Origin of the sequence: Bordetella genomosp. 1, from assembly GCF_002261335.1 — a bacterium.
Taxonomy (GTDB): Bacteria; Pseudomonadota; Gammaproteobacteria; order Burkholderiales; family Burkholderiaceae_B; genus Bordetella.
Map to the genome: position 1 here is coordinate 530724 of NZ_NEVL01000004.1, position 13954 is coordinate 544677.

The window sequence follows — 13954 nt, forward strand, 5'->3', positions numbered from 1 at the left end:
AGGCGCGACCGGACGGCCGCGGGGCGCAAAAAAGGCGGGCCGCGGCCCGCCTTTCGCATGACACGGCCGGACTCAGGTGCCCACGCGCAGCGGGCTGCCGAGCTTGCGCAGCGCCGCGATCACGCTGAGCGCGGTGATGCGGCCGGTCTTGGGATTTTCCGACGGCACGTTCTGGATCTCGACCGCGAAACTCGCCGAGTCGGCATCGACTTCGACGCGGTGGATGTTGCGCGTCACGGCCGGGTCGGCCCAGATCTCCAGCGTGGTGCGATCCGGGCCGATGCCCGCCAGCGACACGCTCACCGCCACGTTGAGGTTGGCCGGAAAGCCCACCGCCGCCTCGCGCGGCGAGCCACGGAAGATGCGGGTGGCCTCGGTGATGCCGTCCACGTCGATGTCGTGCGCTTCGAGATACGGCGCGCCCTTCAGGCCGCGCGGCGGCTTGCGCGTGATCATCGTGACCGAGCGGATCTCGCCCTCGGCGGCAGCCGTGATCGCGTCCAGCCCGAGGATGGCGCCGGACGGCACAATGATCTGCGCGCCGCGCTCGCCCGCCGCCGCGATCAGGTCTTCATTGGCCAGCAGCGCGCCGGAGCTCAGCACGACGAGCTTCTTGCCCGCGGCGATCACCGGCTCGGCCAGCGTGCGGAACACCGCCGCCGGCGCGCACTCGACCACCACGTCGCAATGCGCGGCGAGCTCGGCCAGCGTGGCGTACACGGGCGGCTTGCCGCGCCAGGCCACCGCCTGCGAGGGCTGCTGCGGATCGCGCACGCCGACGGCGGCGAGCGTGAGGCCGGGAATGCCCGCGTCCAGCGCGCGCGCCACGGCCTGGCCGATGGCGCCGAAACCCGCGATGCCGACTCGATAACTGTTCATACTGCGTCTCTTCCTGTCGATGATGAGGTGGGGCGCCGCTGCGCCCGCCCCGATGCTAGGCCACGGACCCGGCCGCGGCAAACGATTCGTTCTGGCCCTGCCCATGAGCGCCGCTCATGACGAAGGCGCGCGTGGCCTGGGCCTCGCGCAGCACCCAGTCGCGGAACGTGGCGACGGCCTCGCGCTCGCTCCACGCGCCATGGGTCAGCAGGTAGTACTCGCCGGCGCTCCTGAGCGCAGTCGCGGGCCGCCACGGCACCGCCAGCTCGCTGGCGCCGGGGTAGCCTTCGAGCAGCACCTCCGGGATCAACGCGACGCCCTTGTGCTCCTGCGCCGCGCGCAGCGCGATGTAGAAGTGGCCGTAGTCGAGCCCGCTGGCCTGCGCGGGCGGCGCGGTTCCTTGCGCACGCAACCAGTCGCGCCAGGCGTGCGGCCGGCTGGCGGTATGGATCAGCGGGAAGGTCAGCAGCTCGTCCAGCGAGTCGATCGGGCCGCCCTGCGCCAGCAGGCGGCGCGACATCACCGGCACCAGCACGTCGTCGAACAGATGGTCGGCGCAGACGCCGTCCCAGCGCTGCACCAGCGTGAGGTCGATGCCGGGCTGCTGGCGCGCATAGCGCCGGCCGGCGAGCGGGCCGACGCGGATCGCAACGTCCACGCCGTCGGCCTGCATGTCGAGCGGCCGGATGTCGGAGACCACCCGCACCTCGATGTGGCGATGCGCCGTGGTGAACGCGGCCAGCCGCGGCATCAGCCAGAGCTGGCCGATGGTGGGCAGCGTGTTGACGATCAGCACCTCGCCGCGGTCGCGGCGCATCAGGCGGCTGGTGGCGTGTTCGAGCTCGGCCAGCAGGCGGCGGCAGGCCTCGTAGTACTGCATGCCGGCCGGCGTGAGCTCCACCTTGCGCGCCAGCCGCACGAACAGCTTCTTGCCCAGGAAGGCCTCGAGCTTGCGCACCTGCAGGCTGATGGCGCCCTGCGTGACGGCGAGCTCCTGCGCGGCCAGGGTGAACGAGCGATGGCGCGCGGCTGCCTCGAACGAGCGGACCGACAACAACGGCGGCAGGTTGCGCGTGGCAGCCATGGGGCGCGACTCCGGCGGGTTATTGCACCTCGATGCGGGCCTGCTTGATGACGCCCGCCCAGGTGGCGTTCTCGGATTGCACGTAGGTTTCGAAGGCCTGGCGCGCCAGCGGCAGCGTGTCGATGCCGCGCGCGCGGAAGTCGGCGGCGAGCGCCGGATCGGCCAGCGCCGCCTGCAGCGCCTCGGGCAGCCTGGCCACCGCCTGCGGCGGCGTGCCGGCCGGCACGAACAGGCCGAACCACGTGCTGGCATTGTAGTCGACCCCCAGCTCCTTCAGCGTGGGCACGTCGGGCAGCAAGGGCGAGCGCGCCTCGGTGGTGATGGCGAGCGGCCGCACGCGCTGGCCCTGCACGCCGGCCAGCGTGGTCGGCAGCGGATCGACCATCAGGTCGATCTGGCCGCCGATCAGGTCGGTCATCGCGGGCGCGCCGCCCCGGTACGGCACGTGCATGAAGCGCGTGCCGGCGCGGATGTTGAGCAGCTCGGCCTGCACGTGATGGCTGGTGCCGGCGCCGGCCGAGCCGTAGGTCAGCGCGCCGGGCCGGGCGCGGTCGGCCGCGGCCAGGTCGGCCCAGGTCTTGTAGGGCGACTGGCTCGACACGATGAGCACGCTGGGCACCGAGGCGATGCCGCCGACGGCGATCAGGTCGCGCGCCACGTCGTAGCCCACGTTGCGATAGAGGTTGGGTGCGACCGCGATGGTGCTGGCCGCGCCGAGCAGCACGGTGTAGCCGTCGGGCGCGCTGGTGGCCGCGGACTGGGTGCCGATGGTGCCGCCGGCGCCGGGCTTGTTCTCGACCACGACGGTGGTGCCGAGCTTGTCGGAGAGCGTCTTGAACAGCAGGCGCCCGATGGTGTCATTGATGCCGCCGGCGGGAAACGGCACCACCGCGCGCACCTGGCGGGCGGGATAGTTTTCCTGGGCCATCGCCCACGACGGGACGACGGCGCAGCACAGGGTGGCAAACGTGAGGGCGAGGCGGCGTGACAGGCGCATGGCGCGGCTCCAGGAGCGACGGAACGATGCCCAACGGGCAGGAAGTTCCGGCGAGTCTGGAGCGCGGCGCCCGCGCGCGCAAACGATTAATTGTGGCCCACGGATTAGCCAGACTCATGCATCGGCATGGCTCGCGCGCACCATGGCGGCGCACGACGGGCAGGCATCGCCCGGCGCCCGGCAGGCCCGCCGGTCGCGCGCGGGTGGCCGGCCTCTGCGACGCCGGGCCGCGGCGCGCGGCGCGCGGCGCGCGGCGAGCGGCGAGCGCCGGGCGCCTGCCCCATGTTGGGGCCGACCCGGGCCGGACGTATCGCGACGGCGTCGCGCAGACGCGACGCCCTAGCCGCGCGCGGCGGGGCCCGAAGCATGGGCCGGACTCGCCGCGCCAGCCGGCTTCAGTCGGCGTGATGGCCGGCCGGGCCGGCGCTGCCGTCCTTGGCCTGGATCTCGCGCACCGGGATCGGCGGGCGGAAGCCGGCCTCGGACAGCATCAGGCGGATGCGATGGAACAGGTCCCAGCGCAGGTCCCAGAAGTTGGCGGCCTGGGCCCAGGCCCGCACCGTGACCAGCGTGCCGTTGTCGCGGTACTCGGTGGCCATGATCATCGGCGCCGGATCCTGGTTCACGAGCGGATGTTCGGCCATCAGCTTCTTCAGGCGCTCGATGGCGTCGCCCACGTCGTCGCCATACTGGATGACGACGGGGATGTCCATGCGGCGCGTGGTGTTGCGGCTGTAGTTGGTGATGGTGGCGTTCCAGACGGTGCTGTTGGGCAGCGACACGTTGATGCCGTCGCCCTGCACCAGCCGGGTCAGGAACAGGCCGACCTCGCTCACCGTGCCCTCGGTGCCCGACGACAGCGCGACGTATTCGCCGGTGCGGATCGGGCGCAGGATCAGCAGCATGATGCCGGCCGAGATGTTCTGCAGCGTGCCCTGCAGGGCCAGGCCGATGGCCAGGCCGGCGGCGCCGAGCACCGCGATCAGGCTGGCGGTCTGGACGCCGAAGCGGGCCAGCACGGCGATCAGGGTGAAGATGCGGACCGACCAGACCACCGCCGCCTGGAACATCGGCACGATGGTGGGATCGATGCGCGGCGAGCGCGACGCCGCGCGACGCACCCAGCGGCCCAGGATGGCGGACACCCACCAGCCGATGATGAGGGTGATCAGCGCGACGACCAGGTTCAGCCCCAGGTCGAAGAAGCGCGGGAACATTCCGGCGAAGCCGTCGTAAGCCTCTTGCATAGCGTCTCCAGCAATGAACGAAAAAAGCCCCGCGCTTGCGCGCGAGGGATGCTCGAACTCTAGCAGAAGCAAGCGCTGCGCCCGGGGCGGGCGCGCGGCCGATGCGTCAAAGTTTGTAAACGCGCCGGCGCGCGGCTCAGAGACGGCGGAAGTGGTTGTCCCAGGCCTGGCCGCCCGGCGCGATCAGCGCCTCGGGGGCGCCGGCGGGCGCCGCCACGTGCACCATCGCCCCCAGGCCGCTGGAGAGCAGGAAGCCGCCGGCGCGGTGCGGCGCCACGCCGCAGCCGTCGGCGAGCCGGGTCAGGCCGAGCTGGCGGCCGCTGTCGGCGTCCCAGTAGAGCACCTGGCCGCCGACCGGGCTGGAGGTGGCGATGATGCGGCCCGCGGGATCGGCCGAGACCGAGCCCACATAGTTGCGCATGTCGCGCAATACCTCGGCGGGCCCCGCGAACAGCGTGGGCGCCTCGCCGCGCACATGGCGCCCGACCAGGGCCGGGCGTTCGCCGGCCGGCCCCATGTGCTGGCAGCCGAACCAGACCCGTCCGCGCGCGTCGAGCGCCAGGTGGCGGATCGAGAGCCGGTGCCAGCGCGGATCGAGCGTGACCTGCTCGAGCAGCTCGCCGCTCCTCGCGTCGACATAGGCCAGCGACGGCGCCATGGTGTCGAGATTGAGCTCGAGCTTGCCGTAGTCGGGATGCGTGAGGATGCCGCCGTTGGCCACGCACAGCGTGCGCCCGTCGGGCATCAGCACCACTTCGTGCGGGCCGATGCCGGCGCAGTCGAATTCGCCCACGCGCTTGTAGTTTCCGCCGCGCGAGACATCGTAGATGCCCAGCACGCCGCGGCCGCCCTCGTAGTCGTTCTCGGTGGCGAGCATGAGCTGGCCGCCCGGCAGATAGACGCCATGGCCGAAGAAATGGCGGCCCTCGGCCGCCTCGATCACCTGCGGCGCGGCCCGGCCCTGCACGTCGAAGGCCATGGCGAAGAAGCCGGGCTGGCGGCCAAACACCGTGACGCGGCCGCCCCCGGCGTCGAGCGCGAAGCTGTGGCCGCGATCCGGCATCACGTGCACCTGGCGGTCGCGCCCCTGCTCGTCGATCAGCACGACTTCGTTGCGGCCCTCGCGCTGGCGCGCGGTGGCGTAGAGCGGACTGTCGGACGGGCCGGCCAGGAGGCGCCCCGGCGCCAGCACCGCGGCGGCACCGAGCGCCATGAAGGCGCGCCGGTCAATCGCCATCGAGCGCATTGAAGCCGATCGTCACGCCCAGCGCGGGCGCGACGTTCTGGTCGACCACGTCCTTCAGATTCTTCAGCACCATCACGGCCAGCGCGAGCTGCTGGCGCGGCTCGGGCTGCGTCACCGCGGCGTCGGTGCCGGCCGGCAGGCCGGCCACCAGGCCGATCACGGTGTCGAGCTCGCTGCGCAGCGAGGCGTCCAGGCCCTGTTCGCCCTTGCCGAGGTCGAAGTTGCCGGCCTGGTAGAACGCGCGGATGCCGCGCAGGTTCGAGACCAGCGAATTGAAGCTCTGGTTGCTGCGCCAGAAGATGGCGCGCTTGGGCCGCGCCGCCTCGGCGCCGTCTCCCAGCACCGGCACCAGCTTCACGTCACGCGCGAACTGCAGGCCGGTGGAGATGGCCTTGATGGCCTCGGCGGCGACTTCCTGCTCGCTGCGATAGAGGTCGTTGGCGGGCGCCGGCCGGGTGAACTGGCGGCCGAAATCGCCCTCGGCGCTCCAGGCCCGGTTCACCTCGGTTGCGACCGCAACGATGTTGGCGGCGACCGCCTGGGCATAGCCGCAGGCAAACTCGCGCGCCTTGGGATCGCCCTGCCTGAGCAGCTCGGGCTCGCCGTAGAGCATGTATTCGAGCGCCGGCAGCCCCTGCACGGCCACGCTGCGCGAGGCCAGCGCCCCCGGCTTGAGCACGTTGGGATCGGCATCCTTCAACAGCGCCTGCACCTGGCGCGGCATCACGCCGCGCGTGTCGGGCCAGAACGCCATGCGCTCGAAGCGGTTGGCCTCGACCAGCGGGCCGAAGCGCAGGAACTCGACCAGGCCCCAGGCCTCGACCAGCTCGCCCCAGCGCTGCGTCACGCGGTCCGCGCCGCCCGTGCCGGCTGCGCCGCAGAACGACACCAGCGCCTGGTTCATCATCACGGCCTGCTGCTGCAGGTGACTGACGGCAGGACGGACATGGGAATTGGCCAGGCTGGCACCCAGGCCCGCCGGCACCGCGGCCTGGGCCGCGCCGGTGGCGAGGGTCAGCGTGGCGGCCACGCAGAAGGATCGGAATGCTGCCATCGTGTCTCGCCGCGGGCGCCAGGGCCCGCGGTCTGCCTCAAAGGGATTCAAGAAAGCGGATCAGGTCGACCCGCTCTTCGGGAGTCATGGCCACGACGCGATCGCGCGCGGCCTGTGCCTCGCCACCATGCCACAGAATGGCTTCGAGCAAGGTGCGGGCACGGCCATCGTGCAGGTAGGTCGCGTTCGGATTGACCGTGGCGGTCAGGCCGATGCCCCACAGCGGCGGCGTGCGCCATTCGCGGCCGGTCGCGTCGTGCTCCTGCACGCCGTCGGCCAGCCCGTCGCCCATGTCGTGCAGCAGCATGTCGGTGTACGGCCAGATCAGCTGGAACTGGTGCTCCGGCTGGGTGGCGTTGCGGCTGGTCACGTACTTGGGCGTGTGACAGCCGATGCAGTTCGATTCATAGAACAGCTTCTTGCCCGCCAGCACGCGCGCATCGTCCACGTCGCGCCGCTGCGGCACGGCGAGGTTGGTGGAATACGCCGTCACGAAGTCCATCAGCCGCGCCGGCACCTCATGCTCGCCGAGGTGCGGCTGCGCCCCGTGCGGCATGTCGAAACAGGCGCCCTGGCCCGGCTTGCGGCAGTCGCCGTAATGATCGGGGAACAGCGGCGAGGACAGGCCCATGTCGTTGGAGAACGCGGCGGCGCTCTGCTGCTCGACCGTGGGCTGGCTGGCCTTCCAGTTGAAGCGGCCGAGCACCTTCTTGCCGGCGCGGATGTCGTAGACCCAGTTGGGCTTGCCCTTGATGCCGTCGCCGTGGTCGGCGGCCGCATTGGCCAGGATGTCGGCCTCGGCGATCGATTCCAGCAGGCCCAGCCCGATCATGGGCTGCGCCAGGCGCGGCGAGACCTGCACGTCCTTGCGCATCGGGCCGTAGCCCAGGTCGGAGATGCGGTAGGTCGGCTTCATCAGCGTGACCGTCTCGCCGCCGGCGAGCTCGACCACGACGGGCTCGTAGCTGATTTCCATGCGGCCTTCGGTCGGCAGGCCGGCCACCGAGAAGTTCTGCAGTTGCACGCCGTAGGTCGGTTCGGGCAGGAAGGCCACCGCGTCTTCGGCGAGCTTCTTGCGATCCTCGTCGGTGACGGGCGGCACGGACAGGCGCAGCAGCAGCGCCACCGCGTCGAACTGCTCGAGCGGATCGAAGCCCGGAACGGTGCCGCGACCGTCCTTCACATGACAGGCCTGGCAGGAGCGCGCGTTGAACAGCGGCCCGAGGCCGTCGGAGGCCTGCGTCGACGAGGGCGACGAGACCCAGTCCTTGCGGAACAGGCCGTTGCCAACGAGGAAGCGCTGGCGCCCCTCGAACGACAGGTTGGCCGACGGGTGCGAAAAGATGTCGGCGTTGAGCAGCTTCTTGATCGTGGTCGCGCCGGCCTGCATCGTCTCGAACGGCTCGGCCGCCGAAAAATCGGCGGCCGGCGCGGTGATGCTGGTGACGCGCGCCAGGTCCTCGGGGCTCAGGTCACTGCGCCCCGGGGCCGGACCGGCGGCGCCGGCTGGCTGAGCCAGCAGCGCCGCCCATACTGCAAAGAGCGGTACGGCTTTCACTTGAATACGGCATCCGGCTGGTCGAGGCTGTCGGAACCCTCGATCTGGACGTCGCCCAGTTCGAGCACCGCGATCACGCGTTCGAGGCTGCGGGTCTGGTCGATCAGGCGATCGATGGCGGCCTGCACCACGGCGTTACCTTCCTTGTTGCCCTCGGCGATCATCTGGTCGTAGGTCTCGACCTTCTCGGCGCGATCGCGCATGGCCTGCATCGCGGCGACGGTGGCGTCGAGCTTGGCGCGGACCTCGGCGTCCAGCTTGGCATCCTTGGCCTTGACCAGGTCGGACACGCTGGCGCCCTGGGTGGTCTTGCCGTCCGGACCGGTGTAGCTGCCCAGGTAGACGTTGCGGATGCCCAGCTGGTTGTAATAGTGCGAGTTGTGGGTGTTGTCGGAGAAGCAGTCGTGCTCTTCCTCGGGATCGTGCAGCATCAGGCCGAGCTTCATGCGCTCGCCGGCCAGTTCGCCGTACGAGAGGCTGCCCAGGCCGGTCAGCATGGCGATCAGGCCCGCCTTGGGATCCTCTTCCACCGACTTGCGCGCGGCGCCGTTGGCTTCCCAGTTGCCGACCATCTCCTTCAGGTCATCGACCAGGAGCGTCGTGACCGCGCGCAGGAACTCGATGCGGCGCTCGCAGTTGCCGCCGGTGCAGTTCTTCGGATCGAAGTCGGTGTACGGACGGTTGCCCGCGTGGCGCTCCTGCGGCGTGCCGGTGCGGTCCTTGGGCGCCGGGCCCGAGCCGTTCAGGTCCTGGCCCCACAGCAGGAATTCGATCGCGTGATAGCCGGTGGCCACGTTGGCCTCGTTGCCGTCGGCCTCGTGCAGCACTTCGGACAGCAGCTCGGGCGTGATCTTGCTCGCGTCGATGGTCTTGCCGCCGACGGAGATCTTGGAATTGGCGATGACGTTGACGGTGTAGAACGCGTTCTCGTCGTTCTCGGTGCCGTAGGAGGCATCGACGTAGTCGATCAGGCCTTCATCCAGCGGCCAGGCGTTCACGCGGCCTTCCCAGTCGTCGACGATGGGGTTGCCGAAACGGAAGGCTTCGGTCTGCTGGTAGGGCACGCGCGCGGCCAGCCAGGCCTCGCGGGCGGTCTTCAGCGTCTCGGCGCTGGGCTTGGCGATCAGGGCGTCGATGGCCTTCTGCAGTTTTTCGGCGCCGGTCAGCGCGTCTTTGTAGCCCGCATGCGCCAGATCGGAATAGGTCTTCACGACGGCCTTCGGCTCGGTCGCCGCCTGGGCCACGCCACCGAAAATCCCACCCGCCAACATCGCCGACAGAACGGCGCCACGCAACACCTTACGCATCAAATACTCCCGTATCAGCGAGGGGCGCTCCCGCTGGCTTGCCCCTCTCGTTCGCTCTTTATGTGCGAGCGCAAGTGTAAACAATTTTCGTTTGGGTTTCAGCGCTGCGTCAGTTTTTGCTCAGGATGGCGTCATGTTGCGCTCAGGTTCGCGTCAACTCGGACGCAGGGCGCCGGGCACCAACCCAGGGGCCGCGCGCACCACGCTGGTGCGATCCGACCCCGCTTCGGTGCCTCGCGCAGGCCGTCGCCCGGGGGCGCCCCGTGCCAAAAAGTTGGCACGGGTTTTGCGTGAGGGACATGTATACAAGCTTGTCCTCAAGCGCCCACCCGCACCGGAGTTAGTCCATGACCCAGCGTTCCGCCCTCAACGTTTCCCGCCGCCGCCTGCTGCAATCCGCGCTGGGCGCCGCCGCCACCACGGCCCTGGGCGTGCCCGGCCTGGCGCTGGCGCAGAGCGGCCCGACGATCCGCATCGGCTTCTGGCCGGTCGCCGCCGGCCTGCCGTTCTACGCGGCCGTCGAGAAGGGCTACTTCAAGGAGGCGGGCCTGAACGTGGAGCCGCAGAAATTCGCCGGCGCGCAACAGGTGATGGAAGCCATGCTGGCCGGCCGCTCCGACGGCAGCGCCAACGGCACCGGCTCGGCCAACCTGGCCATCGGCGAGATCGCGTCGCCCGGCCTGTTCAAGATCTTCGCGTCCAACCCGAGCAACGCCAAGTTCGTCCTCGACGAGTTCATCGTCGCCAAGGACAGCCCCATCAAATCCATCGCAGACCTCAAGGGGAAAAAGGTCGGTTCTGGTCCCGGCATCCAGAATTCCACGCTGGCCAAGACAGTCCTGGAGCGCGCCGGCGCAACCGGAGCGACCGTGGTCGAGCTGGCGATCAGCCAGCACGTGGCCGCGGTCGCCGCCGGCCAGCTCGACGCGTGCTACACGCTCGAACCCACCGGCACGGTCGGCCGGCTCAACGGCACCACCCGCGTGCTCGAAGCCGGCGTGATCGCCAAGTATGTGCTGGGCGATCCGATGGCGCCGTGGTTCGGCGGCTCGGCCTCGCTCACCACGGCCTTCCTGAAGAAGCATCCCGAGGAAGCCAAGCGCTACATCGCCGCCTACGCGCGCGGCATCGAGCTGGTGCGCAAGTCGCCCGACGAGGCGCGCCAGTTCATGAAGGGCTACACCGCCATCGAAGGCCCGATGACGCAGGAGGTGCCGCTGGCCGCCTACACGCTGCACAACGAGTTCACCGAGAGCGACGTGCAGTACTTCCAGAAGTTCTTCGACCTCTTCACCGAAAAGGGCATCTTCGCCCAGAAGGTGGACGTGGCCGGCATGCTGTACAAGGGCTGAGCACGATGAACACCGCCGTTTCAACCGCCAAGCCCGGCAGCGCGCCGGCGCGACGCGACTACTCGCGCTGGCTGCCGCTGATCGGGCCCGTCGCGCTGTTCGTGGTGTGGGATCTGGTCGTGCGGCTCGGGCTGGTCAGCCCGGTGCTGCTGCCCACGCCCTGGGCCACGCTGGTCGCCCTCTTCAACGGCATGAGCGGCGGGCCGCTGCTGACCGACTTCATCGCCTCGGTGAGCCGCACGCTGCAGGCCTTCGTGATCGCCGCCGTGGTGGGCGTGCCGCTGGGCGTGCTGCTGGGCAGCAACGAAAAGCTCTACCGCAGCGTCGAGTTCCTGATCGATTTCTTCCGCTCCACGCCCTCTTCCGCGCTGATTCCGCTGTTCCTGATGATCTTCGGCGTGACCGACATGAACAAGGTCGCCATCGCCGCCTTCGCCGCGGTGCTGGTGATCCTGTTCAACAGCGCCTATGGCGTGATCAACGCCCGCAAGCAGCGGGTGATGGCCGCGCGCGTGATGGGCGCCAACCGCTGGCAGATCTTCAAGGACGTGCTGATCTGGGAAAGCCTGCAGCCCACCTTCGTGGGCCTGCGCAGCGGCGTGTCGATGGCACTGGTGATCGTGATCGTGGCCGAGATGTTCATCGGCGCCGAAACCGGCCTGGGCAATCGCATCATCAACGCGCAGCAGGTGTTGAACGTGCGCGACATGTATGCCGCCATCCTGGCCTCCGGCGCGCTGGGCTACGTGCTCAACGTGCTGTTCCTGGTGATCGAAAAACGCGTGGTGCACTGGAGCGGCCGCTGATCATGAGTACTGTCCTGAATCCCGTCATCGCGCCCGAACCCGTGGCGCCGTTCCAGCCCGGCCCGCTCGGCACCCACATCACCATTCGCGGGCTGACCAAGTATTTCGCCGGCTGGCCGCTGTACGAAAACTTCAACCTCGACATCCCCAAGGGCAAGATCGTGTCGGTGTTCGGGCCGAACGGCTGCGGCAAGTCGACGCTGATCAACATGATCGCCGGCCTGATCCCGATCGACGCGGGCGAGATCCTGTTCGACGGCAAGTCGCTGGCGCAGACCAAGATCGGCTACGTGTTCCAGAACTACCGCGAGGCCATGTTCCCGTGGCTGCGCACGATCGACAACATCGCCTATCCGCTGCGGCTCGAGGGCCAGAGCAAGGGCGAGGTCGAGGCGCGCGTCGACGAGCTGGTGGCGTCGTTCGACGTGAAGTTCGACCTGAATCGCTATCCGTACGAGCTGTCGGGCGGACAGCAACAGACCGCCTCGATCATGCGGGCGCTGGCGCCGCGGCCGGAGGTGCTGTTTCTCGACGAGCCGTTTTCCGCGCTCGATTTCGAGATGACGCTGTTCATCCGCGAGAAGCTGCAGGAGGTCTTCATCCAGACCGGCACCACCATGCTGCTGGTGTCGCACGATCTCGAGGAGGCGGTGTACCTGGCCGACCAGATCCTGCTGCTCACCAAGCGCCCCACGCGGGTGGCCGAGATCCTCGACTACGGCGATGCACGGCCGCGCACGGTCGAGACGCTGAGCGAGCCCGGCTTCATTCGCATGAAGAAACAGAGCCTGGAAATCTTCCAGCGCGAAGTCCGCAAGTAACCCCATCCGCGAGGCCCTCATGACCCAAGACACCATCGACCAGTACGTGCGCAGCGCGCTGCTGCTGCAAGGATTCCGCCTGTCGGAGGGCGCCACCCAGGAGGTGATCGGCCAGTTCGCGCGCATCGACGCGATCGCGCGCAGCGTGGCCGACGAGGTCCTGCCGCTGGAGCTCGAACCCGCGCCGGTGTTCCGTCCATGAGCGGCGGCGCCCGCGAGATCGCCCGCCGCATCGCCACCGGCGAACGCACGGCGGCGGCCGAGGTCGACGCCACGCTGGCCCGCATCCGCGCGCACGACGGCGAGATCAACAGCTTCGTCGCGCTCACCGAGGCGCGGGCGCGCCGCCAGGCGCAGGCCGTCGACGCGCAGCGTGCCGCGGGCGCGGCGCTGCCGCCCCTGGCCGGCGTGCCGTTCGCCGTGAAGAACCTGTTCGACGTGGCGGGTCTGGCCACGCTGGCGGGCGGCAAGGTCAACGAGTCGGCCGCGCCCGCCGCCGCCGACGCGCCCCTGGTGCGCCGGCTGGAAGCGGCCGGCGCGGTGCTGGTCGGCACGCTCAACATGGACGAGCACGCCTACGGTTTCACCACCGAGAACACCCATTACGGCGTCACCCGCAACCCCCACGATCCCGCGCGCATCGCGGGCGGTTCGTCGGGCGGCAGCGCGGCCGCGGTGGCGGCGGGACTGGTGCCGCTCACGCTCGGCTCCGACACCAACGGCTCGATCCGCGTGCCGGCCTCGCTGTGCGGCATCTTCGGGCTCAAGCCCACCTATGGCCGGCTGCCGCGCAACGGCAGCTTTCCCTTCGTCTACAGTCTCGACCACCTCGGCCCGTTCGCCGCCAACGCGGCCGATCTGGCGCTGGCCTACGACCTGATGCAGGGTCCCGAGCCCGCCGACGCCGCGTGTGCGCAACGCGCCTGCGAGCCCGCCGCCGCAGCGCTCGACGACGCGCTCACGGGCGCCCGCGTGGGCGTGCTCGGCGGATACTTCGACGCCTACGCCGGCGCGCAGGCGCGCCGCAGCGTGGCGGCGGCCGCCGACATTTTGGATGCGCGCGCAACCGTCGAGCTGCCCGGCGCCGAACAGGCGCGCGCCGCGGCCTTCATCATCACGGCCGCGGAAGGCGGGGCGCTGCATCGCCAGCGCCTGGTCACGCATTACGACGCCTACGAACCCTATTCGCGCGACCGGCTGGTGGCGGGCGCGCTGGTGCCCGCCGCATGGGTCCAGCAGGCGCAGCGCGTGCGCCGACGCTTTCTCGAGCAGGCGCTCGCGCTGTTCAGCCAGTTCGACCTGCTGATCGCGCCGGCCACGCCGGTGGCCGCGCCGCTGATCGGCACCGAGGTGCTGCACCTGAACGGCCAGGACCTGCCCGCGCGCGCCAGCCTGGGCATGCTGACGCAGCCGATCTCCTGCATCGGCTTGCCGGTGGCGGTGGCGCCGCTGTGGCAAGGGCGCGGCGACACCGCGCACCTGCCGCTGGGCGTGCAGCTGATCGCCGCGCCCTGGCGCGAAGACCTCTGCCTCGCGGCGGCGCGCGCGCTCGAGCGCGCCGGCCTCGCCCACCCCCGCCAGCCCTGAGCCGCACCAGGAGGCC

General features: G+C 70.1%; 13 protein-coding genes. 5 read left to right on the forward strand and 8 right to left on the reverse strand.

Annotation, left to right across the window (positions count from 1 at the left end):
- Positions 1-72 precede the first annotated feature (72 nt).
- The 8 genes from CEG14_RS19305 to CEG14_RS19340 all read right to left on the reverse strand — a co-directional run bounded on the left by CEG14_RS19305 (position 73) and on the right by CEG14_RS19340 (position 9372).
- The gene (locus CEG14_RS19305; protein WP_094828006.1) at positions 73-879 is read right to left on the reverse strand and encodes an aspartate dehydrogenase; all 807 of its coding nucleotides are present in this window, start codon (positions 877-879) and stop codon (positions 73-75) included.
- A 55-nt stretch (positions 880-934) separates the two neighbouring features.
- A complete protein-coding gene (locus CEG14_RS19310; protein ID WP_094828007.1) occupies positions 935-1963 on the reverse strand; it encodes a LysR substrate-binding domain-containing protein in 1029 nt (342 codons plus the stop codon).
- Between the two features lie 19 nt (positions 1964-1982).
- Positions 1983-2960 (reverse strand): Bug family tripartite tricarboxylate transporter substrate binding protein, encoded by a 978-nt coding sequence (locus CEG14_RS19315; RefSeq protein ID WP_094828008.1) that lies wholly within the window; start codon positions 2958-2960, stop codon positions 1983-1985.
- Positions 2961-3355: 395 nt separating this feature from the next.
- Positions 3356-4207 carry a mechanosensitive ion channel family protein gene (locus CEG14_RS19320; RefSeq protein ID WP_094828009.1) on the reverse strand — a complete coding sequence of 284 codons (852 nt, stop codon included), beginning with the start codon at positions 4205-4207 and terminating at the stop codon, positions 3356-3358.
- Between the two features lie 136 nt (positions 4208-4343).
- On the reverse strand, positions 4344-5444 hold the full coding sequence (locus tag CEG14_RS19325) for a DUF1513 domain-containing protein (RefSeq protein ID WP_094828289.1): 1101 nt from the start codon (positions 5442-5444) through the stop codon (positions 4344-4346).
- Positions 5434-6507, reverse strand: coding sequence for an imelysin family protein (locus CEG14_RS19330; RefSeq protein ID WP_094828010.1), 1074 nt, complete (start codon positions 6505-6507; stop codon positions 5434-5436). The genes CEG14_RS19325 and CEG14_RS19330 overlap by 11 nt, the downstream gene beginning before the upstream one ends.
- Positions 6508-6544: 37 nt before the next feature.
- On the reverse strand, positions 6545-7897 hold the full coding sequence (locus CEG14_RS19335; protein ID WP_373454217.1) for a di-heme oxidoreductase family protein: 1353 nt from the start codon (positions 7895-7897) through the stop codon (positions 6545-6547).
- A gap of 164 nt (positions 7898-8061) precedes the next feature.
- On the reverse strand, positions 8062-9372 hold the full coding sequence (locus CEG14_RS19340; protein WP_094828012.1) for an imelysin family protein: 1311 nt from the start codon (positions 9370-9372) through the stop codon (positions 8062-8064).
- 347 nt (positions 9373-9719) lie between these two features.
- On the opposite strand from CEG14_RS19340, the gene CEG14_RS19345 reads away from it, so the two are divergent.
- The 5 genes from CEG14_RS19345 to CEG14_RS19365 are packed head-to-tail and all read left to right on the forward strand — an operon-like array spanning position 9720 to position 13938.
- The gene (locus CEG14_RS19345) at positions 9720-10724 is read left to right on the forward strand and encodes an ABC transporter substrate-binding protein (RefSeq protein ID WP_094828013.1); all 1005 of its coding nucleotides are present in this window, start codon (positions 9720-9722) and stop codon (positions 10722-10724) included.
- A gap of 5 nt (positions 10725-10729) precedes the next feature.
- Positions 10730-11530 carry an ABC transporter permease gene (locus tag CEG14_RS19350; RefSeq protein WP_094828014.1) on the forward strand — a complete coding sequence of 267 codons (801 nt, stop codon included), beginning with the start codon at positions 10730-10732 and terminating at the stop codon, positions 11528-11530.
- Between the two features lie 2 nt (positions 11531-11532).
- A complete protein-coding gene (locus CEG14_RS19355) occupies positions 11533-12351 on the forward strand; it encodes an ABC transporter ATP-binding protein (protein WP_094828015.1) in 819 nt (272 codons plus the stop codon).
- 19 nt (positions 12352-12370) lie between these two features.
- Entirely contained in the window at positions 12371-12553 is a 183-nt protein-coding gene (locus tag CEG14_RS19360; RefSeq protein WP_094828016.1) for a DUF4089 domain-containing protein, read from the forward strand.
- The gene (locus CEG14_RS19365) at positions 12550-13938 is read left to right on the forward strand and encodes an AtzE family amidohydrolase (protein WP_094828017.1); all 1389 of its coding nucleotides are present in this window, start codon (positions 12550-12552) and stop codon (positions 13936-13938) included. The genes CEG14_RS19360 and CEG14_RS19365 overlap by 4 nt, the downstream gene beginning before the upstream one ends.
- Positions 13939-13954 lie beyond the last annotated feature (16 nt).

What these genes read in the sequence shown, in the direction of transcription:
- CEG14_RS19305 (WP_094828006.1), bottom strand. Translation starts at nt 879, where the DNA reads ATGAACAGTTATCGAGTCGGCATCGCGGGTTTCGGCGCCATCGGCCAG.
- CEG14_RS19360 (WP_094828016.1), top strand. Translation starts at nt 12,371, where the DNA reads ATGACCCAAGACACCATCGACCAGTACGTGCGCAGCGCGCTGCTGCTG.
- CEG14_RS19330 (WP_094828010.1), bottom strand. Translation starts at nt 6,507, where the DNA reads ATGGCAGCATTCCGATCCTTCTGCGTGGCCGCCACGCTGACCCTCGCC.
- CEG14_RS19325 (WP_094828289.1), bottom strand. Translation starts at nt 5,444, where the DNA reads ATGGCGATTGACCGGCGCGCCTTCATGGCGCTCGGTGCCGCCGCGGTG.
- CEG14_RS19340 (WP_094828012.1), bottom strand. Translation starts at nt 9,372, where the DNA reads ATGCGTAAGGTGTTGCGTGGCGCCGTTCTGTCGGCGATGTTGGCGGGT.
- CEG14_RS19310 (WP_094828007.1), bottom strand. Translation starts at nt 1,963, where the DNA reads ATGGCTGCCACGCGCAACCTGCCGCCGTTGTTGTCGGTCCGCTCGTTC.
- CEG14_RS19350 (WP_094828014.1), top strand. Translation starts at nt 10,730, where the DNA reads ATGAACACCGCCGTTTCAACCGCCAAGCCCGGCAGCGCGCCGGCGCGA.
- CEG14_RS19335 (WP_373454217.1), bottom strand. Translation starts at nt 7,897, where the DNA reads ATGCAGGCCGGCGCGACCACGATCAAGAAGCTGCTCAACGCCGACATC.
- CEG14_RS19315 (WP_094828008.1), bottom strand. Translation starts at nt 2,960, where the DNA reads ATGCGCCTGTCACGCCGCCTCGCCCTCACGTTTGCCACCCTGTGCTGC.
- CEG14_RS19365 (WP_094828017.1), top strand. Translation starts at nt 12,550, where the DNA reads ATGAGCGGCGGCGCCCGCGAGATCGCCCGCCGCATCGCCACCGGCGAA.
- CEG14_RS19320 (WP_094828009.1), bottom strand. Translation starts at nt 4,207, where the DNA reads ATGCAAGAGGCTTACGACGGCTTCGCCGGAATGTTCCCGCGCTTCTTC.
- CEG14_RS19355 (WP_094828015.1), top strand. Translation starts at nt 11,533, where the DNA reads ATGAGTACTGTCCTGAATCCCGTCATCGCGCCCGAACCCGTGGCGCCG.
- CEG14_RS19345 (WP_094828013.1), top strand. Translation starts at nt 9,720, where the DNA reads ATGACCCAGCGTTCCGCCCTCAACGTTTCCCGCCGCCGCCTGCTGCAA.